This window comes from Halolamina litorea (assembly GCF_026616205.1).
Lineage (GTDB): Archaea > Halobacteriota > Halobacteria > Halobacteriales > Haloferacaceae > Halolamina > Halolamina litorea.
Window position 1 is genome coordinate 1,111,084 of record NZ_JANHGR010000001.1, and the last position, 20,326, is coordinate 1,131,409.

The window sequence follows — 20,326 nt, forward strand, 5'->3', positions numbered from 1 at the left end:
CGATCAGGCGAACAGCGCCGTCGCGGCCTCCTGTGCGATCTCGATCACCGGGCCGAAGCCGGGCAGCAGCGCGACGGTCCCGACCAGCGCGATCGCCAGCGCGGCGTACAGCGCGGTCGGCGCGCTATCGAGGTCGTGGTCGCCCTCCTCGAACCACAGCGCCCGCACGACGCGGGAGTAGTAGAACAGCGAGAGCGAACTGTTGATCACCGCGATCACCACCAGCCACCAGAGGCCGGCGTCGATGGCGCCCGTGAACAGGAACAGCTTCGAGAAGAAGCCGCCCAGCGGCGGAACGCCGGCGAGCGAGAACAGGAACGCCGTCATCGCCACCGCGGCGAAGGGCTTCTCGGCGCCCAGTCCGTTGTAGTCCTCGAACCGGCGGCCGACCCCCCAGTTCTCCGCGAGCGCCACGAACAGGAACGCGCCCGTGTTCATGAAGCCGTAGACGAACAGGTGGGCCATCGCGGCGCCCATCACGTCGCCGTTGGTGCTCGCCTGTGCGGAGATGGCGGCCAGCCCGATCAGGACGTAGCCCGCGTGTCCGATCGAGGAGTACGCGAGCATCCGCTTGACCTTCTCCTGGGTAGCCGCGGCGAAGTTACCGAGCACCATCGTCGCCACCGCGAGCACCTGGAACAGCAGCGCCCAGTCGATCCCGGCGCTCGCCGCGGCCCCCAGCGGGAACCCTTCGACGAACACGCGGAACGCGAGCGCGAACCCTGCGGCCTTCGAGGCCGAGGAGAGGAACGCCGAGACCGGCGCGGGTGCGCCCTCGTAGGCCTCGGGCGCCCAGAAGTGGAACGGCACCGAGGCGGTCTTGTACGCCACGCCGCCGGCGATCAGCAGGACGCCGACGCTGGCGACGCCGGCACGGCCGCCGAGGCCGCCCTGGAACGCCGCCGCCACGTCGGGCAGCACCAGCGACCCGGTCGCGGCGTAGACCAGCGAGATCCCGAAGACGAAGATGGCCGACGAGAGCGCGCCGATCAGGAAGTACTTCAGGCCGGCCTCGCTGCTCCCGCGGTCCCCCTTCAGGAACGCGACGAGCGCGTAGGACGGCAGGCTGGCGAGTTCGAGCGCGATGAACGCCGTCGCCAGCGAGTTCGCGCTGGCCATCAGCGACATCCCGGTCGCCGCCAGCAGCACGAGCCCGTAGAGTTCGCCGCGGTTGCCCTTCCCGGCGAAGTAGTCGTAGGACGCGAGGGTGACAAGCACCGTCACCGCCGCGAACAGCGCCGTGAAGAACAGCGACATGCCGTCGACGACGACCGCATCGGCGTAGAGTGACATGCCGCCGCTCACGAGCCCGGTGTCGGCCGTGAGGAACCAGCCGGCGGTCGCCAGCGAGGCCAGCGAGCCGACGACGGAGATCCCGGTGAGGACGCTCCCGTCGGTCTCCTCGGGCCACACGCTGTCGTAGAGCAACACTGCAAGCGCCGTGAACCCCAGCAGGAACGTCGGGGTCATCGGCGGTACCGTCACCATCAGGCACCACCTCCGACCAGCGGGGCAATCGCGTCCAGGATCATGTCGAAGAACAGGTCAGGGTAGACCCCGAGGGCGATGACCGCGAACAGCAGCACCGCCAGCGGTGCCACGTCGTGGAACGCCGCCCGGCCGACCTCGTAGTCGGCGTCGAGGCTGAACGGCCCGAACAGGGTGCGCTGCATCGCCAGCAGCAGGTAGCCCGCCACGATGACGATGCCGAACATCGCCGCCGCGGTGAACAGCGGCGCGCTCGGGATGACCGTCGAGTGGAACGCACCGACGAAGATGAAGTACTCGCCAGCGAAGCCGGCCATCAGGGGCAGCCCCATGTAGCCGAAGGCGCCGGCGATCAGGATGCCCACCGTGACGGGCATCCGGTCTGCGAGCCCGGACATGTCGCCGACCATCCGGGTGTGGGTGGTGTTGTAGATGACGCCGACGGCCATGAACATCAGCCCGGAGATCAGGCCGTGGGCGATCATCTGGAACGTCGCGCCCGCGATGCCGAACTCGGTGAACGCCACCAGTCCGAGCAGCACGTAGCCCATCGACGACACCGACGAGTAGGCGACGATCCGCTTGAGGTCCTCCTGTGCCAGCGCGAGGATCGCGCCATAGATCACGGAGAACGCCCCGAGCGCGGCGATCACGATCGCGAGATCGGACGCCACGTCGGGCAGCAGCGTGAAGTTGAACCGCAGCATCGCGTAGGTCCCCATCTTCAGGAGCACCCCAGCCAGCATCACCGAGGCCGGCGTGGGGGCCTGCACGTGAGCGTCCGGCAGCCACGTGTGTAACGGGGCGACGGGCACCTTCACCGCGAACCCGACGAACATCGCGACGAACGCGACCAGTTTCAGCGTCCCGGGGGCGAGCCCCATGAACGACCCGAGGTTGCCGCCGGCGTCGAGCGCCATCGCCACGGCGGGCAGCGACAGCGTGTCGATGCTGTCGCCGAGGCCGCCGAAGACGAGCGCGATGAAGCCGACGAACATCAGGAGGCTCGCCACGTTCGTGTAGACGAAGAACTTGATCGCCGCGTACTTCCGGCGCGGGCCGCCCCACACGCCGATCAGGAAGTACATCGGCAGCAGCGTCGCCTCCCAGAAGACGAACCAGACGAAGAAGTCCAGTGCGGTGAACATCCCCAGCAGGTTCGCCTCCATGAACAGCATCAGCCCGTAGAACTGCGACTGGCGGCTGTCGATCGGCGTCCACGCGCTCACGATTGCGAGCGTCGTCAGGAACGCCGTCAGCACGACCAGCGGCAGGCTGATCCCGTCCACGCCGGAGAACCACTGCACCTGATAGCCCGAGAGGGTCAGCAGGTCGAAGCGTGTCTCGAACGCGAGTTGGCCGCCCGTGAGGGCGTTCCCGCTCCCGTCGAACTGTGCCCACATCCAGAGCGTCCCGGCAAGCGGGACGAGGCTCAGCGCGGCGCCGACGCGGCCGGCGACCTCGTCAGGGACGAGGAACGTGACCAGCGCGGCGACGAACGCGAAGCCGATGAGCGTCTCGATTAGCATTCAGAACCACCCTCCGTAGATCGCGAACCCGACGAGCAACACCGTCAGCCCGAGGGTGAGCATCGCGGCGTAGTGAGTCACCAGCCCGTCCTGGATCCGCTTGAGTCGGGAGCCGCCGAACAGGCTGACGCTCGAGACGCCGTTGACGACGCCGTCGACGACCGCCTGATCGAACACGTCCGCGGCCTTCGAGAGCGGGATGACGACCCGCTCGGCCAGCCAGACCTGGTACTCGTCCTGGTAGTAGTTGTTGTACAGCACGTCACGCAGGCTTCCGAGCTTCTCGGTGTGGGGCTCGGGGTCGGCGCCGCCGTAGAGGACGTACGCCGAGCCGGCGCCGAACAGCGCGAGCGCCAGCGAGAGCAGTCCCACCAGGTACGACGGCAGCTCCGCCGCCGCCATGCCGGCGCCGTAGTCGGCGAACAGCAGGTGGTGGTAGTGGTAGCCGCTGGTACCGAGCGTCTCGGCCCAGCCGGCGCCCTCCGTCCCGTAGAGCCACTTGTGGAGGAAGTCGATCTCCGCACCGGTCAGGTCCTTGACCGGGACCATGTTGACGAACCCGATGGTCGTCGCTAGGAGCCCCAGCACGACCAGCGGGATCTTGACGTTCCAGCCACCCTCCGAAGCCTCGCGGGCCGTGTCGGAGCGGGGCTCACCGTGGAAGGTGAGCATCACCATCCGGAACGTGTAGAAACCGGTGAACAGCACCGCGATCAGGCCCATCCCGTAGGCGACCAGCAGCGCGGTGCCGAGGCCGCTCGTGGTGCCGAGGCCGTGGACGAGCGCCTCGTAGAGCACCTCGTCTTTCGACCAGAAGCCGGCGAAGGGGACGATGCCCGCGAGCGCGAGCGAACCCGCGAGGAACGTGTAGTAGGTGACAGGCATCCGGTCTTTCAGGCCGCCCATCTCCCACATGTCCTCGTTGTGGTGCATCGCGATGATGACCGACCCCGCGCCGAGGAACAGCAGCGCCTTGAAGAAGGCGTGGGTGAGCAGGTGGAACGTGCCGGCGACGTAGCCGCCGGCGCCCAGCCCCAGCATGATGTAGCCGTACTGGGAGATGGTCGAGTACGCGAGCACCTGCTTGATCTCGTTTTTCACGAGCCCCATCGTCGCCGCGAACAGCGCCGTGAAGGCGCCGACGAGCGCGATGATCGCCAGTGCGGTCGGCGACAGCGCGTAGAAGCCGTACATCCGGGCGACGAGGTAGACACCGGCCGCGACCATCGTCGCCGCGTGGATCAGTGCCGAGACCGGCGTCGGACCCTCCATCGCGTCGGGGAGCCACGTGTGCAGCGGGAACTGGGCGGACTTCCCGATCACGCCACCCAGCACCAGCAGGCCGATCGCGGTGAACCACATCTCGGGGCCGAGTCCGAGGAAGGTGTTGACCGTCGCTTCGCCGTTGATCGCCTGTTCGGCGAGATGCGGGAACGAGTGCTCGCCCGCGAACTTCGCGGTGCCGAACGTGGCGAACACCGCCACCACGCCGATCAGGAAGAAGTAGTCCCCGAAACGGGTGACGAGGAACGCCTTCTTCGCGGCGCTGGGCGGCCCCTCACGGCGGAACCAGAAGCCGATCAGGAGGTAGGAACAGAGCCCCACCAGTTCGAAGAACATGAACGCCATGAGGAGGTTGTCCGCGAGGACGAACCCGAGCATGGAGGCGGTGAACAGGCCGAGGCCGGCGTAGTACCGGGGGAGGCCCGTCTCGCCCTCGTCGTTCATGTAGCCGAGCGAGAACACGTGGACCAGCAGCGCGACCAGCGAGACAATGAGCAGCATCATCGACGACAGCGGGTCGATCAGGACCCCGAAGGTGAGCGTCAGCGGCTCACTCAGGCTGCCGGTGGCCGCCTCGCCGGCGGCCCACGTGTAGAACGTCTCGTTGTGTGTCTCGCCGTTACTGACCGAGAAGAACATCCACGCCGAGAGCACGAGCGACCCGGCGGTCGCCGCGATCCCGGGGAGGGCACCCCCCTTCGGCAGCAGGTCCCGCCCCGAGAGGGCGACACCGACCGCGAGACAGAACGAGAGGAACGGTAACAACGCGATCGCCACGGCGTAGTCGAAAGCTCCTGCCATCTTACCACCTCATCGACTGCGGGACTGTCACGTCCACGTCCTTGAAGTTACGATACAGTACCAGGATGATGCCGATGCCGACAGCCACTTCAGCGGCTGCCAGCGCCATCACGAACAGGCTGAACGTCTGTCCGGTGAGGTTGCCCCACTGGGCGCTGAAGGCCACGAAGTTGATGTTCGCGGCGTTGAGCATCAGTTCGACCGACATCAGGAACAGCAGCGCGTTCTCCCGGGTCAGCAGTCCGTAGAGCCCGATGGAGAACACGGCCGCCGAGAGCACGAGGTAGTACTCGACGGGTACCATCAGTCCTCCACCTCCTCACCGCCGGACTCCGTCCGGCTTTCCGAGGAGCGTGGCTCCTCGCGCCCCCCGTCGGTCAGCGCCGTCACCAGCCCCGTGCCGTCGCCCTCACGCCGTGCGAGCGTGACGGCGGCGACGGTGGCGGCGACGAGCACGACGCCGACCATCTCGAACGTCGCGAGGAACCCCTCGACCGAGACAGCGGCCTGCCCCTGGAGGTCCATCAGCGCGTAGCCGATGCCCGCGACGAGTGACGCGTCCTCGGCGAAGCCGGCGGCCTCGCCGAAGTTCGCGCTCAGGAAGACCGCGACGAACACCGCGAACAGCACCGCGGCCGCGAGCCCGTTGACGTAGTTGGCGTCGGACTTCAGTTCGGGTCGACTGACCATCTAGCTGTACACCTCGGATTTCGGTTTGTCGGTTCGCGTGAGCATGACGGCGAACGTGATGAGCACGAGGACGCCCCCGATGTAGACCAGCACCTGCATCGCGGCGGGGAACCCTGCGTCCAACATCACGTAGTGTACCGCCAGGCTCGACAGTGCGCCACCGAGGGCCAGCGCGGAGTGCCACGGGTCCTTCACGAGGACGACCCCGAGGGCACACCCCACCGTCACGGCGGCGAACAGCGCGAACGTGATTGTCTCTAAGACCATTTTGTTACTGGTAGTCGACCTCGCCGGCACCCTCGCCCACCCACGCCGAGCGGTCGGGGTTGCGGGCTTCGAGGGGGTCGCTCCCCTTGTACCACGGGACGTTCTTCAGCTGTTCTTTGTTGTAGACGAACTCGTCTTTCGTGTCCGCCGTGAACTCGAAGTTCTGGGTCAGGAGGATGGCGTCGACGGGGCAGACTTCCTCACAGAGTCGGCAGTAGATACACTGGCCGATGTGGAGGTTGTACTCCTCGCCGTTGCGCTGGTCGTCCATCACGATCTGGATCGTGTCGTTCGGGCAGACGTTCTCACACTGCCGGCACCAGATACAGCGTTCCTGGCTGAACTTGTGGACCCCGCGGAACCGCGGGCTGACTTCGGGGGCGACCTCCGGGTACTTCACCGTGAAGGTTTGGCCGTCCAGTGCGTGCTTCATCGTCGTCGCCATTCCTTTCAGGATTCCGATCATGCTACCACTCCCACGATTAGGGCCGTGAGCACCAGGTTCAGGAAGGAGAGTTCGAGCATCCCCTTCCAGCCGACTTCGATCAGCTGGTCGATACGCAGACGCGGCGCCGCAGAGCGGAGCCACTGGGTGAGCAGGAAGAACGCCCAGATCTTGACCACGAACCAGAGGAAGCCGATGCTCTCCGGGCCGGGGCCGGCCGCGCCGCCGAGGAACAGCACCGCGGTGATGGCGCCGCCGAGGAAGATGTGCAGGAACTCACCCAGGTACAGCAGGACGAAGTAGACCGAGGAGTACTCGGTCTGGAACCCGGCGACGATCTCCGTCGGCGCCTCCGGGATATCGAAGGGGTTGCGTCCCACTTCCGCCACGTTGGCGGCGAGGAACAACACGAACGCGAAGGGGTTGACGAACGCGAACCACGACGGGATCGCGACGCCGCCGAGGGAGATCAGCGTCTCCTGCTGGGTCGCGACGATCTCGCTCAGGCGGAGCGAACCGGTGAACAGCACCACCGAGACCCCGGTGATCACCAGCGGGATCTCGTAGGCGAGGTTCTGTGCGACGGCACGCAGCGCGCCGAGCATGGAGTACTTGTTGTTCGAGGCGTAGCCCGCCATCACCATACCGAGGCTGGCGATGGAGGCGACCGCGAACACGTAGGCGAGGCCGACTTCGGGGTCGGCCACCTGAATGCCGCTGCCCATCGGGATCACCGCGAACCCGAGCATCGCCGACCCGGCGACGACGATGGGCGCGATGTCCCACGCCGGGCGGTCGGCGCCTTCCGGAACGATCAGTTCCTTCGAGAGCAGTCGGAGCGCGTCGGCCGGGATCGTCCCGAGGCCGGCGGGCCCGATGCGGTCGGCGGCGATACGGTCGGTGAACTTCGCCGTGATCTTCCGCTTCGCCCACGGACCGGCGACGCCGGTCATCGCGAGCATCACGTTCCCAACGATAAACGCCGCGATGAACGCCGCGACGAACTCGCCGGCGGCGCCGAAGCCACCGAGGCCGAGGAGGTTCGCCAGCGTGTCGGGCAGCGGCGTCTCGCTCTGCAGTATCACCGGTCCACCTCCCCGAGTACGATGTCGAGGCTACCGAGCGCGGCGATCATGTCGGGGATGTACTCCCCGTTGCTCATCTCCGGCAGCGTCTGGAGGTTCGAGAAGCACGGACTCCGGATCTTGAACCGGGCGGGCTTCTCGGTGCCGTCGGCGCGGATGTAGACGCCGAGTTCGCCCTTGGCGCCCTCGACGGTACGGTAGATCTCGGTGTCGTCGTCCGGGCGGAGCGTCCGCGGGACGTTGGCCTGGATGTTCCGCTCCTCCTCGGGCCAGTCCTCGAGCAGGTCGACACACTGTTCGATGATCTTCGCGGACTCCTCGACCTCGCGCATGCGGACGAGCAGGCGGCTGAAGTTGTCACAGCCGTCCTCGACGGGGACCTCCCAGTCGAGTTCGTCGTAGTACCCGTACGGGTCGTCCCGGCGGATGTCGTAGTCGATGCCGGAGCCACGGGCGACCGGCCCGGTCGCACCGTAGTTCTTTGCGACCTCCTTCGGGAGGATCCCGGTGCCGACGGTCCGCATCTGGAGGATCTCGTTGCCCGTGATCAGGTCGTGGTACTCCTCCAGGGCCTCGGGGAGTTCGTCGACGAACGTGCGGATCTTCTCGAAGAACTCCTCTCGGGGCTCGGGCAGGTCCCAGACGACCCCGCCGAGTCGGAAGTAGTTGAACATCAGCCGCTGACCGGTGAGGTCCTCGAGGATGTTCTGGGCCTTCTCCCGGTCGCGGATCGCGTACATGAAGATGGCCGTGAAGTCGCCGTAGATGTCGAGGGCGAACGTCCCGACCGCGAGCATGTGGGCCGCGATCCGGCAGAGTTCGGCGCCCATCGTCCGGATGATCTGGGCGTACTCGGGGACCTCGATGTCCGCGAGGTCCTCCGCTGCGCGGGCGTAGGCCCACTCGTTGAGCAGCCCCGCCGAGATGTAGTCCCAGCGGTCCGGGTAGGGCATGATCTGGTGGCGGTAGGTGCCGTTCTGGGCCATCTGCTCCTCGTTGCGGTGCAGGTAGCCGATGTCCGGCTCCACGTCGACGACCTGCTCGCCGTCGAGGGTCGTCTTGAGGTGGAGCACGCCGTGAGTCGCCGGGTGGTGGGGACCGATGTTGACGAACATCGTGTCCGAGTCGCTCTCGGAGCGCTGGTCCTCCTGCAGCGGGTTCGCGTGTTCCCGCAGCGGCACCATCTGGGGGCGGTTCTGGTCGTAGTCCAGCCCCATCGGGTGACCCTGCCACGTCTCGGGCAGGAGGATCCGACGCAGGTCGGGGTGGTCGTCGTACTCGATCCCCACGAGGTCGTAGGCCTCCCGTTCGTGCCAGTCGGCCGTCCGGAACACCGGCTCGGCGGACTCGCTGACGGGGTTCTCGGCGTCGGTCGGGACGACGATGCTGACCTCGTCGGTCGGGTCCTCGAACTTCTTCAGGTGGTAGATCGACTCGTAGCGGTCAGGGTACTCCTCGGCGGTCACCAGCGAGAGGTGGTCGTAGCCGGCCTCCTCCTTGAGGCGACCGAGGGTCTCCTGGACCGTGTCGGGCCGGATCACGAACGCCGGCGCGTTCATGTGGTCGTCGCGGTCGACGATCAGGTCGTCGAGCAGCGCCTCGAGTTCGGTCTCGCCGGCCTCGATCTCGGGGGTGTCGTCCCCTTCCTGGAGGCTGCTCATGGCGAATCAGCCCAGTTGTACCGCATCACGAGGTCCTCCTCGTCGATCTGGTCGGAGAGCTGATCGACGATCTCGTCGCGGTCGAGGTCGCCGAACTGTTCGAGCTCGTAGGGCTTGACCGTCACCGGGGCGGCCTCGCCGTTGGCGATCCGCTCTTGCAGCTTCGCGACGCCGTAGACCAGCGCCTCCGGCCGCGGCGGGCAGCCCGGGACGTGGATGTCGACCGGGATGACCTCCTCGGCGCCCTTGATGACGTTGTACCCCTCCTGGAACGGCCCGCCGGAGATGGTACAGGAGCCCATGCCGACCACGAACTTCGGCTCGGGCATCTGGTCGTAGACGCGCTTCATCCGCGGCGCGAACTTCGAAACGATCGTCCCCGGAACGATCATCACGTCGGCCTGCCGCGGGGACGCCCGCGGGACACCGGCGTGGAAGCGGTCGAGGTCGTGTTTGACCGCGTAGGTATGCATCATTTCGATGCTGCAGCAGGCGATCCCGAACTGCAGCATGAACATCGACGAGCCCCGCACCCAGTTCATGAACTTATCGAACTTGGTGAGGATGAACGGCGACGAGCCGAACGCCTCGCGAAGCGTGGAGTTGAACCGGTCGCCCTGCCCGGTCATCCGTGCATCGCGGGTGTCGGTCAGTACTTGCGAATCGTCGGTCCGGAAGAGTTCTCGTTCGCTACTCATTGGTTACTCTCAGTCTTGTGTTCGAGCGCACGTGGGCTCGAGACCCACTCGACGGCGCCCTGCCGCCACGCCCAGACGAGCCCGATGCCCAACACACCGATGAACAGCAGCATCGGCGCGAGCACCTCCACCAGCGTCGCCCCACCTTCGAGGGCCGGCCGGTAGATGACCGTCCACGGGAAGATGAGGACGGTCTCGATGTCGAAGACGACGAACAGCAGCGCAACCATGTAGTACTGGATGTTGAACCGGATGCGCGTCGTCCCCGTCGGGATCTCGCCGCTCTCGTAGACGGCACTTTTCCCCTGTTCAGGCACGCTGGGACGAATGAGTGACGACACCACCATCATCGCGAGGGGGATGCCGACAGCCACGAGCGCCAACGCGCCGATAGCTATCCATGGATTCATGTCGGATTCTCCGTAACGTCTCCGGGGTTCGTCCCCACGGCTCTTAAGCGTTCATTTCCCCGCGCGGGCGAACGTGCGAATCAGTACCGATGAACCGCCGAAAACCGGAGCGACTTACTGCTGAGGGACCCTACGAAACGGGGTCACTCAGCGGTCGCGGAAGCCGGCCACGCCGAGGTCGTGCAGCGCCGCGGAGACGTCGCCGACGCCCTCGCGGCGCTCGTCGTGCAGTTCGACGAGTCGCTCCCGGACCTCGTCGTACTCGCGGGCGAGGATCTGGGCCGCCGACAGCGCGGCGTTGTAGGACTTCCCGGCGTCGACGGCGGTGATCGGCGCCCCCGTGGGCATCCCGATCACGGAGTCGACGGACTTCTCCTGAACGGGCACGCCGATGGTCGGCAGCGGGAACGCGATGGATGCGGTCATGTTCGGCAGGTCGGCGGATTTCCCGCCGGCACCGGCGATGACGACGTCCAGCCCCCGGGCCTCGGCGGTCTCGGCGTAGGCGTACATGAGGTCCGGGGTCCGGTGAGCCGAGACGACGTAGGACTCGTAGCTGAACCGCCCCGCCGGCGGGTCGGCGTGGTCGGTCTGCTCGGCGAACCCCAGCGCGTCGAGCGCGTCGAACGCGCCCTGCATGGTGTCGAGGTCCGAGTCCGAACCCATGATGATCCCCACGTCGGGGGTCGATTCGGTGGGCCGCTCGGCCGCAGCGTCCGCTTCCAGTCGGTCGATGAGGTCGGTAACTGAGGTCATTCGGTGAAGGTCAGTGAATCGCGCAGGCGTTCGGCCGTTTCGAGTGCGTCGGCGGCGCTCGCGTCCGGGCCGGCGGCGTCGGAATCGACAACCGTGAGGTGGCCCATCTTCCGTAGCGGTCGGGCCTCGCGTTTGCCGTACCAGTGGAGGCTCGCGTCCGACGCCGAGAGCACGGTCTCGACGCCCGAGAGCGTCGCCGGCTGGGGCTCGTCCACGTCCCCGAGGACGTTCGCCGAGGCAGTGGGTGCGACGCGGTCGACGGGGCCGAGGGGCCAGCCGAGGACCGCTCGGACGTGCTGTTCGAACTGGGAGGTGGCGGTTCCTTCGATCGTCCAGTGTCCGGAGTTGTGCGGCCGCGGGGCGATCTCGTTGACGACGATCTCGCCACCCAGGTCGAACAGTTCGACGCCGAAGACGCCGCGACCGTCGAGTTCCGCGAGCACGTCCGCCACGACCTCGCGAGCCCGTTCCAGCGTTTCCTCGTCAGCCCGCGGCGGGGAGACGCTCCCGCGGAGGATCTCCTCGCGGTGGATCGTCTCCGTCACGGGGAACACGCGGGTCTCCCCGTCGGCGCCGCGGACGCCGATGGCAGCCAGTTCGCGCTCGAAGTCGAGCAGTTCCTCGGCGACGGCGTCGCCGCCGACGGCGTTCAGCGTCCGTTCGGCCGCGTCGGCGTCGGCCACGGGTTCGTTCCCCCGACCGTCGTAGCCACCCTCGCGGGCTTTCAGCATAACCCCGCCGAAGCGGTCGATCGCGGTCTCGACGGCCGCCGGGGTGTCCGCGGGGACGAACCGCGGCACGGGGATGTCGGCGCCCGCGAGAGCCTCCTTCTCCCGGAGTTTGTCGCCCGTGATTCTCAGGGTCTCGGGGTCCGGGTGGACCGGCGTGTCGGTCTCGTCCCGGACCTCGGCGAGCAGGTCGGGGTCGGCGGTCTCGATCTCGTAGGTCAGCACGTCGGCGCGTTCGGCCAACGCCCGAACCGCGTCGGGGTCGTCGAGCTCCCCCTCGATCTGCTCGGCGACGGTCGCGGCCGGGCAGTCGGGTGTCGGGTCGAGGACGACCACGTCGACGCCCAACGGCGAGGCGGCCTCCCCGAGCATTCGGCCGAGTTGGCCGCCGCCGACGACGCCCAGCGTGGGGCCGGGTAGCGTGACGCTCATGCGCGGTCGTTCCGAACGGACGTGCATAAGGATTGCTGCATCGGGCGCTGGATAGGCACGTTCGTGGTTAGGCGGCCGCCAGCGCCTCCCGGTCGATGAAGACGACGACCTCCTCGCCCCAGAGCTTGAAGGGGTGCTGTCGGACCTCGTAGCCGTCGAGCTCCGCGGCGAGTTCATCCCGGCTCTCGTCGTGAGCGATCACGACCGGCGGCGCGTCGGCGAGTGCCTCCGCGGGCGGGGTGTCGGGGGTGCTCGAGGTCACGTCGGCGCCGGCGCGTTCGAGGTACCACGGCAGCGGCAGTCGGGAGTGCCAGGCCGGCCCGCCGGGTGGCGCCCGTTGGAGACTCGACTCGTCGGCGACGTAGAACTCCCCGCTCCCGCTCGGGTAGAACAGCACGTCGGTCCCGGCGTTGTCGGCGGCGACGGCCTCGACGTCGCTCATCGTTGGCTTGAGTTCGTTGTGAGGCTGGGCCCACTGGAGCACCTCCCGGTCCTCGTACTCGGTGCTGTTCCAGTAGTCGACGTTCAGGCCGACGACGCCGACGGCGCCGCCGGTGAGCAACAACACCGCGAGCACGACCGGGACAGTGCGGTCAGTGTCGGAGAGCGCCCGGACAGGGTGGGGGAGCCCACCGACGCCACCGTCGGCGATCCGACCGAGCGCGTCGGCGAGGGACTCGTCCCCCGCCGTCAGTTCGCGTTCGACGACGCCGACGAGTGCGCCGACGCCGACCGCCGCTGGGACCGTCAGCGGGAGCACGATGTGGTAGACCGCCCACGGCGCCTGAATGTCGGTGGCGATGGGGTAGCCGATCACGCTCGCGGCCGCCCAGTAGAGACAGAACGAGACCAGCGTGCGCCGGCGCGGCGCCGCCTCCCCGAGCCCGAAGCCGTCGGCGAAGTAGCCGACGAAGCCGAAGGCGAACAGGAACGGGGCGCCGAAGACCAGCGTCTCCACGATGTCGTGGAAGAAAGCGAGGTACGAACGGTCGCCCCCGTCGCGGTCGAGCCACACGTCGGTTAGCTCGGAGATGGTGTCGCCGAGAGTGCTGACGCTCACGTCGACCAGTGCGGAGACCGAGCCGAGTGCGTTCCACGCCTCTGGCCGCGGCGCGTACATGACGACGGTGATGGCGATGAACGTCGCCACCACCCCGCCGAGGGCACCCCCGGCCCAAACCGGATACGGGGGGTCACCTGCACGGTCGGCGGCCCACTCGCGGATCGCGGCACCGTCGGCACGGAGGCGCCCACGGGCGCCCGAACCCGTCCCGTCGGCGCCGTCGACGCCCGCACGGAGCAGTCGGTGGTCGTAGCAGACCGCCGCGGCGCCCCCGAAGCAGGCGACGTAGAGGATGGCGTTCTCCTTGCTGGCGAACCCCAGCGCGAGCGCCGCGCTCGCGGCGAACACCGGTGCCAGGCGCCGGGTGTCGTAGGCCCGGACCAGCAGCGCGAACGCGGCGAAACAGAACGCCCCCACCAGCGGGTCCGAGCGCATGAACCGCGAGTAGTAGAGCAACAGCGGCTGGAACGTCAACAGGAGCCCGAGCGCGACCGTCTCGCGGTCGTCGAGGTGTCGGCGCAGCAGCCACGCCGTCAGCGGTAGCGCCGCGGTGACGACGGCGACGGGGAACCGCGCCCAGAAGTCGGTCGCGGGGACGACGTGGAAGAGGAGGGCATCGGCGTGTTGGATGAACGGGCCGTGGATGATCGGTCGGTAGGCGAACTCGCCGGTTTCGTGGTAGCGCAGGATCCAGTAGCCCACGCGCCCCTCGTCCCAGTGGAAGATCCGACCGCCCAGCCCGAAGAGGCGCACCAGCAGCGACAGCGCCGAGAGCCCGAGCAGCGCGCGCAGCGCACGCCCCGTCGCTCGGTCCTCGTCGCTCGATCCCTGCGGTGACACCCGTGGCATGCGCCGGTCTTCCGACCCGAGGCATGAAGCTTTGTGGGTTCCGTTCCGGTCACTCCTCACGCGACTCGATCCGCTCCTTGGGCGTCTTCCCCGCTCGCTCGGGCTGCGGCGGCGCGGCGTCGGGGGCGTCGTCGGACTCCGGGGGCAACGGCGAGAGCCCCAGTTCCGCGATCGTTCCGCTGTAGACGAGGCGGTGGGCCGCGACGAGGCCGACGACGACGGTCCCCACGACGAACAGCGGGTGGGCGTGGAGCCACGACGGGAGCACGAAGCTGCTGAACAGCCCCAGTACCGCGAGGCTGATCACCCCGACGAGCAGGAAGTTCAGGCTCTCCCGGACGGACTCGTCCATGGTTCGATCCACTCCGGCGACGCGCAAAAAGCCCGCACCCCGAGCCGTGAACGGACCTGACTACTGATCGCCGACCGTGATGACGGGCACGTCCGCGGAGCGGACGACCTTCTCGGCGGTCCCGCCGAGCAGCACGCGCTCGATGCCGTGGCGCCCCGTCGCCCCCATGACCACCGCATCGACGCCGGTCTCCTCGATGGTGTCGAGGATCTCGGTGTCGGGGTCGCCGCTTTCGACGTGGGTCGTCACGGTACCGACCCCCCGGGATTCCGCAGCCTCGACGACGGCGTCGACGGCGTCTCCTGCCGCCGCCCCGTCCTCGTCGTCGAACAGCGATCCCTCCGTCACCGAGAGCACGTGGACCGTGGCGTCGAGTTCGGCGGCGAAGTCGAGGCCGTGGCGGGCCGCTCGGAGCGCGGCGTCGCTGCCGTCGGTCGGGAGCAGCATCCCGCCGTAGGGGAACTCGAACCCGTCCTCCTCAAGCGGCGCCGTCAGTACCGGCGCTGGCGCGAGTCGGACGACCTTCTCGGTGACGCTACCGAGCAGGTACCGCGAGAGCCCTTCGCGGCCGTGGGTCGGGATCGCGATCAGGTCGTGGCCGCCACGCTCGGCGTAGTCGACGATGGTCTTCGCGGGCGTGCCCTGCTCGACGCTAGTGGTGTACTCGACGCCCAGCGAGTCGAGCAGTCGGCCGGCCTCGGCGACGACCTTCTCACCCTCCTCGACGAGCGCGTCGACGACCTCGCCGTCGGCGACGGTGACGCTGTCCCGGCCGGTGTCGGCGACGTAGAGCAGTTCCACCGCGGCGTCGTCCCAGTTGGCGAGCTCGGCGGCGTGGTAGAGGAGGCTGCTCTCGACGGCGGCCTCGTCAACGGGCAGGAGGATCCGATCGTACATGGGCCGGTGTTGGACCGGGGAGGGCTAAGAGGTTCGGGCCTATCCGTGACTCACGCCCTCGCGCTCGTCGGCCTTCTTCCGGCGGACCGCGGCTTGGGCGTTACTGGCGTCGTAGCCGAAGAAGACGTCCTTCGCGTACGCGTCGGCGACTTCCGTCGCGTGGACCAGTTCGTCGACGCCCACGTCGACGGCGTACAGTTCGATGGAGAACGGCGTGCCCGCTTCGGGCGTCTCGGGCGACCAGCCCAGTAGGTCTTGGAACCCCTTTGCGATGCTCTCCAGCCAGTAGGTCGTCCCGTAGTGGGTGTCGTACAGCGGGACGACGAACTCGTCGACGTACGCCGAGAGCACCGAAAGGTCCAGTCCGGCCCGGTCGAACAGGTGGCCCGGATAGGGGTCCGGGTAGAGCGTGAGGTACGTCGTCCCCGGAATCCGTTCGCTGGCTTCCTTCACGAACTCGGTGATGACGCTACCGCGCCAGTTCATCCGGTCGTCGTAGTCGCTCTCTTCGAACAGTCGCTCACAGCGGTCACAGCGGCAGTACTCCGCCCGGGGGAACCCCACGTCGTCGAGGCGCACGTCCTCGTTGGCGGCGGCGCAGTCGGCGATCGTCTCCAGCAGCCCCTCGCGGTACTTCTCGTGGGTCGGACAGACGTACGCCCAGTCGAAGTAGGGCTGGTCGCGGGTCGCCCGGTTGCCCTCGTCGTCGACGGGCACCAACTCGGGGCTGGACTCGCCGGCGGCGTTGTCGCCGAAACAGGAGACCATGTTCACCGCGTTCGGCAACGGTTCGGCGGCCCGGCCGGTCACGTCCTTCACCTCGTAGAACCCCCGATCGAACGCCGGCCACTCGACCTCCTCGGCGTTGCGTGTGACGACCCCGTACATGCCTCTGGGGAGGTGGGGCTGGCGGGTAAGTGGTTCGCTCCCGACAGGGGAGCGGGAGAAGCGATCACGCGATCACGCCGTGGCCGGCGTCATACACGCCGACGGCGGCGTGACCGGGGCCGAGACACCGAGGTCTCGGCGATCCGCTGCCGCCGCGGTTATTCGCTCTCGACTTCGACTTCCACGGGATCGGCGTCGCCGCCGACGAGGAAGTAGACGATCGTTACGAACGCGAACACGAGCAGGACCTTTGCTTTCGTAGACATACCCGACCGTTCGGCCGACTCCGTCATAAAGCCGCCGACGCCGACTCAGAGCGCCGTCCGAACGTAGTCGTCCACGCGGATCGCCGGCTCCTGCTCGGTGGTGAAAAAGCCGTGCCAGACGCCCTCCTCGTCCTGTACCGCCAGCAGCGCGATGGGGTCGGGGCCCGACGGCTCGCCGGCTTCCGGCGGTCGGTGGATCACGAACCACGAGTCCCGGTAGTCCGTCGACGTTCCCGCGTGGACCGTGACACCCAACGCGCTCGCGCGCTCCGCGCTGCCGTCGTCAACGCCGTAGACGTGCGTGTCGACCGCGCTCTCGCCCAGCCGACGGTAGACGCGTTCGGTCCCCTGCTCGTCGACGATCCGGGAGAGCTGCTGGAACGAGGCCCGGTGTGTGCCGGCGTCGCGAAGCCACGCGCTGCGCTCGATCTGTCGGGAGACGGCGATCAACAGTAGCTTCTCCTTGTGTGACCGGGGGTAGCCTCGCAGTCGGAACTTCACCCCCTCCAACCCGGTGATCACGTCGGGCAGGTCGACCGCGTCGAGATCGGTCGAACCGGTGATGAAGGCGTCTGAGTTGGTGAACAGCAGCGAACTCGCAACCGCCGACAGCGGCGACCGAGCCAACACCTCCTCGTCGGGGCCGAGGAGCAACACCATGTCCTCCTCCTCACCGTCGACGATCGCGTCGTCGACGGCCACGGACTGCTCTGCGAACGCGGTTTCGAGCATCGAACGGAGCTGCTCGGGCTGGCGCCGGTTCGCCAGAACGAGCGACCGTTCGACACCCTCGTAGGCGTCGACGAATCGTTCGAGCGACATCTGGGCCGAAGCTTGACTGGTAACCTACATAGCTTCTTCGACCGGACACGTCTCCGCCCGAATAGTCCCTCTGTGTGGTGGTTCGGTGGCGCTCGTCGCTCGTCCCGAGCGGGCGAAACCGGACTCTCGGCAAGGGTCGTGCCCCATGCGACCATTTACCTCGCTTTGGTCCACGTCCACTGTATGGACCCATCCGTCGACGACACCATCGACGACCACTTCGAGACGTACCTGACCGACCTGCAGGCGTTGATCGCCCAGCCGTCGATCAGTGCCACCGGCGAGGGGATCCGTGAGTGTGCTGAACACGAACGCGAACTCTGTCTGGAGTACGGCTTCGACGAGGCCGACATTGTCGAGACATCGGGCCACCCGTCCGTCCTCGCCCACGCCTACGTCGACAACGACCCCGACAACGACGCGCCGACGGCGCTGGTGTACGGCCACTACGACGTACAGCCGGTCGACCCGGCGGAGTGGACGACCCCGCCGTTCGAGCCGGAAATCCGCGTGGAGGACGGCGAGGAACTGCTCTACGGCCGCGGCACCGTCGACAACAAGGGCCAGCACTTCACCTACCCCTGTGCGGTCCGGACGCTGCGGGAGACCACCGGCCTGCCGTGTAACGTCACGCTGATACTCGACGGCGAGGAGGAGAGCGGCAGTCCGAACCTCCTCGACGCCGTCGAGGCCCGCGAACCGGACCTCGACGCCGACGTGTCGATCAACTCCGACGGCCCCATCGACGACTCCGGCCGGCCGTCCGTCAGCTTCGGCAACCGCGGCATCCTCGTCGTCGGCCTCGACGTGAGCGGGCCGAAGGGGGACCTCCACTCCGGCCACTACGGCGGCGCGGTCCCCAACCCCGCGTGGGAGTTGATCCGCCTCCTCGGCACGATGCGTGACCCCCACGGCCGCATCGCTATCGACGGCTTCTACGACGAGGTCGAGGGGGTGCCAGCCCCCGACCGCGAACTACTGGATACCTTCGAACCCGACGAGGCTGAGCTCCTGGCGGACCTCGAGGTGGGCGGCCTCCAGGACGGCCCCGGAGAGACGTTCCTCGAGAAGACCCTCTACTACCCGACGCTCAACGTCAACGGCATCGCCGGCGGACACGGGGAGACGGGTTTCAAGACCATCGTTCCGAGCGACGCCTCGGCCACCATCGACATGCGCCTCGTCGTCGATCAGGACCCGGACCGGATCTTCGACCTGTTCGAGCGCCACGTCGAGCAACACGCCGACGACCGACTGGAGACGACGGTCACCTACCACGCAAGCATGGACCCGATGCGGACGCCGACGGACACGCCGTACTTCGATCCGATCGTCGACGCCGTCACCGAGGGCTGGGGCGCGGAACCGGTCGTGAAGCCGTCGACGGGTGGCTCGGCGCCGTACGCGCTGTTCACCGACTACCTCGGCCTCCCGCACGCGAGCATCCCGTACGGGCAGGGCAACAACAATCAGCACTCGGCCGACGAGCGCTTCGCCGTCGACCACTTCGAGAAGGGGATCCGGACCAGCGCCCGGCTACTGCACGCCGTCGGCTCCGTCGAGCCTTAGTCCTCGTCGTCGGTGTCGAGCGCCGCGAGGATCGGCTCCAGTTTGAGGCCGACCTCCTCCCACTCGACTTCGGGGTCGCTGTCGGCGACGATGCCGTTGCCCGCGAAGAGCGTGGCCCGGCGGCCGCCCGCGACCGCCGAGCGGATGCCGACCGCGAACTCCCCGTCGCCGTCGGTGTCGAACCAGCCCACGGGGGCGGCGTACCAGCCGCGCTCGAACGTCTCGGTCTCGCGGATCACGCGCTCCGCAGTCTCCGGCGGCAGGCCGCCCACGGCGGGCGTCGGGTGGATCGCATCCACGAGTTCCAGAACGTGCGTGTCGCCGTCGAGGTCGGCCTCGATCGGGGTGTGGAGGTGCTGGACGTTCGCCAGCTTCCGGACCCCCTGTTCGGCGACGCGTACGTCGCCCAGCGGCGCGAGGTGTTCCTCGATGGCCTCGGCGACGAGTGCCTGTTCGTGCTGGAGTTTCTCGCTCCCGAGCAGCGAATCAGCGAGCGCGGCGTCCTCCTCGGGTGTCTCCCCGCGGGCGACCGTGCCTGCCAGCGCCTCCGTGACCGCGTGATCCCCCTCGAGGCGGACCAGCCGCTCGGGCGGGACGCCGAAGAAGCCGGCCTCGTCGGTCGGCTGGACCAGAAAGCGGAAACAGTCGGGGTAGGAGCGTCGCAGCCGTTCGAGCGTGTCCGAAACGACGACTTCCTCCTCGAGTGTGACCGCGAGCGCGACGGCGAGGACCACCTTCCGGAGTTCGCCGGCTTCGATCCGTTCGACGGCCGCCTCGATCCCCTCGGCCCACTCCTGTTCGGTCGTCGTCCGGCGGCTGGCGACGACGCCCGGCGGGTCCTCGACGGGACGCATCGCGGGGAGGTCGTCGATCTCCGCCGCCGCCGCCTCGAGGTCGGCCTCGGCGGCGACGGCGTCGCCGTCGGCGCGCACGACAGTCAGGTGCGTCGCGTCGTCGGTCCGAACCAGTTGGATCCGGGGGAGGACGAACGTCGCCGGCGGGAACCCCTCCCACGGCGGCGAGGGCTCGTGGTCGTCGTGGAAGGCGGCGCCGCCGAAAAATCGCGGGCGAGCGGGGCCCTCGGGGGCGTCTGCGCCGTCGAAGGCCGTCTCGCCGGCCTCCCGGACCGCGCTGAACCGCTCGCCCCCGGCGCCGGTCAGGCGGGCGGCTTCGCCCGCGCCGACGACTTCCAGCCCGTCCGGGGCCGCCCAGTGGACACGTGGCGCTCCTCGCCCGGCGAGGAACGCACGGAACGACACGTCCGGAACCTCCCGGCTCCGACCGACGAACGTCGTCTCTGCCGGGTCGAGACCGGTCTGCCGCGGTGACTCCATCTACCCCTCTTT

At 68.1% G+C, this 20,326-nt stretch carries 20 protein-coding genes; 1 reads left to right on the forward strand and 19 read right to left on the reverse strand.

What is annotated here, in order from left to right:
- Positions 1-3 precede the first annotated feature (3 nt).
- From NO998_RS05860 to NO998_RS05945, 18 genes are all read right to left on the reverse strand, one after another.
- On the reverse strand, positions 4-1,488 hold the full coding sequence (locus NO998_RS05860; RefSeq protein ID WP_267646148.1) for an NADH-quinone oxidoreductase subunit N: 1,485 nt from the start codon (positions 1,486-1,488) through the stop codon (positions 4-6).
- Positions 1,488-3,017: a complex I subunit 4 family protein gene (locus NO998_RS05865; RefSeq protein WP_267646150.1), complete on the reverse strand. Its 1,530-nt coding sequence runs from the start codon at positions 3,015-3,017 to the stop codon at positions 1,488-1,490. Before NO998_RS05865 ends, NO998_RS05860 begins: the two co-directional genes overlap by 1 nt.
- Positions 3,018-5,102 carry an NADH-quinone oxidoreductase subunit L gene (nuoL, locus tag NO998_RS05870; RefSeq protein ID WP_267646151.1) on the reverse strand — a complete coding sequence of 695 codons (2,085 nt, stop codon included), beginning with the start codon at positions 5,100-5,102 and terminating at the stop codon, positions 3,018-3,020.
- A gap of 1 nt (position 5,103) precedes the next feature.
- A complete protein-coding gene (gene nuoK, locus NO998_RS05875; protein ID WP_267646153.1) occupies positions 5,104-5,406 on the reverse strand; it encodes an NADH-quinone oxidoreductase subunit NuoK in 303 nt (100 codons plus the stop codon).
- Positions 5,406-5,792 carry a proton-conducting membrane transporter gene (locus tag NO998_RS05880; RefSeq protein ID WP_267646155.1) on the reverse strand — a complete coding sequence of 129 codons (387 nt, stop codon included), beginning with the start codon at positions 5,790-5,792 and terminating at the stop codon, positions 5,406-5,408. Before NO998_RS05880 ends, nuoK begins: the two co-directional genes overlap by 1 nt.
- A complete protein-coding gene (locus tag NO998_RS05885; RefSeq protein WP_267646156.1) occupies positions 5,793-6,059 on the reverse strand; it encodes an NADH-quinone oxidoreductase subunit J in 267 nt (88 codons plus the stop codon).
- A gap of 4 nt (positions 6,060-6,063) precedes the next feature.
- Entirely contained in the window at positions 6,064-6,525 is a 462-nt protein-coding gene (locus NO998_RS05890; RefSeq protein WP_267646157.1) for a NuoI/complex I 23 kDa subunit family protein, read from the reverse strand.
- Entirely contained in the window at positions 6,522-7,589 is a 1,068-nt protein-coding gene (locus NO998_RS05895; protein ID WP_345781116.1) for a complex I subunit 1/NuoH family protein, read from the reverse strand. Before NO998_RS05895 ends, NO998_RS05890 begins: the two co-directional genes overlap by 4 nt.
- The gene (locus tag NO998_RS05900) at positions 7,586-9,250 is read right to left on the reverse strand and encodes an NADH-quinone oxidoreductase subunit D (RefSeq protein WP_267646158.1); all 1,665 of its coding nucleotides are present in this window, start codon (positions 9,248-9,250) and stop codon (positions 7,586-7,588) included. Before NO998_RS05900 ends, NO998_RS05895 begins: the two co-directional genes overlap by 4 nt.
- Positions 9,247-9,948, reverse strand: coding sequence for an NADH-quinone oxidoreductase subunit B (locus NO998_RS05905; protein ID WP_267646159.1), 702 nt, complete (start codon positions 9,946-9,948; stop codon positions 9,247-9,249). Before NO998_RS05905 ends, NO998_RS05900 begins: the two co-directional genes overlap by 4 nt.
- Positions 9,945-10,358 (reverse strand): NADH-quinone oxidoreductase subunit A, encoded by a 414-nt coding sequence (locus NO998_RS05910; protein ID WP_267646163.1) that lies wholly within the window; start codon positions 10,356-10,358, stop codon positions 9,945-9,947. The genes NO998_RS05905 and NO998_RS05910 overlap by 4 nt, the downstream gene beginning before the upstream one ends.
- 147 nt (positions 10,359-10,505) lie before the next feature.
- Positions 10,506-11,114, reverse strand: a complete 609-nt coding sequence (purE, locus tag NO998_RS05915; RefSeq protein ID WP_267646164.1) for a 5-(carboxyamino)imidazole ribonucleotide mutase — start codon at positions 11,112-11,114, stop codon at positions 10,506-10,508.
- Entirely contained in the window at positions 11,111-12,274 is a 1,164-nt protein-coding gene (locus NO998_RS05920) for a 5-(carboxyamino)imidazole ribonucleotide synthase (protein ID WP_267646165.1), read from the reverse strand. Before NO998_RS05920 ends, purE begins: the two co-directional genes overlap by 4 nt.
- Before the next feature lie 67 nt (positions 12,275-12,341).
- Complete coding sequence (locus NO998_RS05925) at positions 12,342-14,186, reverse strand: flippase activity-associated protein Agl23 (RefSeq protein ID WP_267646166.1); 1,845 nt, start codon at positions 14,184-14,186, stop codon at positions 12,342-12,344.
- Between the two features lie 49 nt (positions 14,187-14,235).
- Entirely contained in the window at positions 14,236-14,538 is a 303-nt protein-coding gene (locus tag NO998_RS05930; protein ID WP_267646167.1) for a hypothetical protein, read from the reverse strand.
- A 60-nt stretch (positions 14,539-14,598) separates the two neighbouring features.
- Positions 14,599-15,435 (reverse strand): universal stress protein, encoded by an 837-nt coding sequence (locus NO998_RS05935; protein ID WP_267646168.1) that lies wholly within the window; start codon positions 15,433-15,435, stop codon positions 14,599-14,601.
- Positions 15,436-15,474: 39 nt separating this feature from the next.
- Entirely contained in the window at positions 15,475-16,323 is an 849-nt protein-coding gene (locus tag NO998_RS05940) for a glycoside hydrolase family 18 protein (protein WP_267646169.1), read from the reverse strand.
- A gap of 311 nt (positions 16,324-16,634) precedes the next feature.
- Entirely contained in the window at positions 16,635-17,411 is a 777-nt protein-coding gene (locus tag NO998_RS05945) for a DICT sensory domain-containing protein (RefSeq protein WP_267646170.1), read from the reverse strand.
- 183 nt (positions 17,412-17,594) lie between these two features.
- Between NO998_RS05945 and NO998_RS05950 the strand changes: the two genes are divergently transcribed.
- Entirely contained in the window at positions 17,595-18,980 is a 1,386-nt protein-coding gene (locus NO998_RS05950) for a M20/M25/M40 family metallo-hydrolase (RefSeq protein WP_267646171.1), read from the forward strand.
- Here the strand turns inward: NO998_RS05950 and NO998_RS05955 are convergent.
- The gene (locus NO998_RS05955) at positions 18,977-20,314 is read right to left on the reverse strand and encodes an isochorismate synthase (RefSeq protein WP_267646172.1); all 1,338 of its coding nucleotides are present in this window, start codon (positions 20,312-20,314) and stop codon (positions 18,977-18,979) included. The two genes, NO998_RS05950 and NO998_RS05955, sit on opposite strands and share 4 nt — an antisense overlap.
- Positions 20,315-20,326: the final 12 nt, after the last annotated feature.

Coding starts and splice junctions, on each gene's coding strand:
- NO998_RS05860 (WP_267646148.1), bottom strand. CDS start 1,488: ATGGTGACGGTACCGCCGATGACCCCGACGTTCCTGCTGGGGTTCACG.
- NO998_RS05865 (WP_267646150.1), bottom strand. CDS start 3,017: ATGCTAATCGAGACGCTCATCGGCTTCGCGTTCGTCGCCGCGCTGGTC.
- nuoL (WP_267646151.1), bottom strand. CDS start 5,102: ATGGCAGGAGCTTTCGACTACGCCGTGGCGATCGCGTTGTTACCGTTC.
- nuoK (WP_267646153.1), bottom strand. CDS start 5,406: ATGGTACCCGTCGAGTACTACCTCGTGCTCTCGGCGGCCGTGTTCTCC.
- NO998_RS05880 (WP_267646155.1), bottom strand. CDS start 5,792: ATGGTCAGTCGACCCGAACTGAAGTCCGACGCCAACTACGTCAACGGG.
- NO998_RS05885 (WP_267646156.1), bottom strand. CDS start 6,059: ATGGTCTTAGAGACAATCACGTTCGCGCTGTTCGCCGCCGTGACGGTG.
- NO998_RS05890 (WP_267646157.1), bottom strand. CDS start 6,525: ATGATCGGAATCCTGAAAGGAATGGCGACGACGATGAAGCACGCACTG.
- NO998_RS05900 (WP_267646158.1), bottom strand. CDS start 9,250: ATGAGCAGCCTCCAGGAAGGGGACGACACCCCCGAGATCGAGGCCGGC.
- NO998_RS05905 (WP_267646159.1), bottom strand. CDS start 9,948: ATGAGTAGCGAACGAGAACTCTTCCGGACCGACGATTCGCAAGTACTG.
- NO998_RS05910 (WP_267646163.1), bottom strand. CDS start 10,358: ATGAATCCATGGATAGCTATCGGCGCGTTGGCGCTCGTGGCTGTCGGC.
- purE (WP_267646164.1), bottom strand. CDS start 11,114: ATGACCTCAGTTACCGACCTCATCGACCGACTGGAAGCGGACGCTGCG.
- NO998_RS05920 (WP_267646165.1), bottom strand. CDS start 12,274: ATGAGCGTCACGCTACCCGGCCCCACGCTGGGCGTCGTCGGCGGCGGC.
- NO998_RS05925 (WP_267646166.1), bottom strand. CDS start 14,186: ATGCCACGGGTGTCACCGCAGGGATCGAGCGACGAGGACCGAGCGACG.
- NO998_RS05930 (WP_267646167.1), bottom strand. CDS start 14,538: ATGGACGAGTCCGTCCGGGAGAGCCTGAACTTCCTGCTCGTCGGGGTG.
- NO998_RS05935 (WP_267646168.1), bottom strand. CDS start 15,435: ATGTACGATCGGATCCTCCTGCCCGTTGACGAGGCCGCCGTCGAGAGC.
- NO998_RS05940 (WP_267646169.1), bottom strand. CDS start 16,323: ATGTACGGGGTCGTCACACGCAACGCCGAGGAGGTCGAGTGGCCGGCG.
- NO998_RS05945 (WP_267646170.1), bottom strand. CDS start 17,411: ATGTCGCTCGAACGATTCGTCGACGCCTACGAGGGTGTCGAACGGTCG.
- NO998_RS05950 (WP_267646171.1), top strand. CDS start 17,595: ATGGACCCATCCGTCGACGACACCATCGACGACCACTTCGAGACGTAC.
- NO998_RS05955 (WP_267646172.1), bottom strand. CDS start 20,314: ATGGAGTCACCGCGGCAGACCGGTCTCGACCCGGCAGAGACGACGTTC.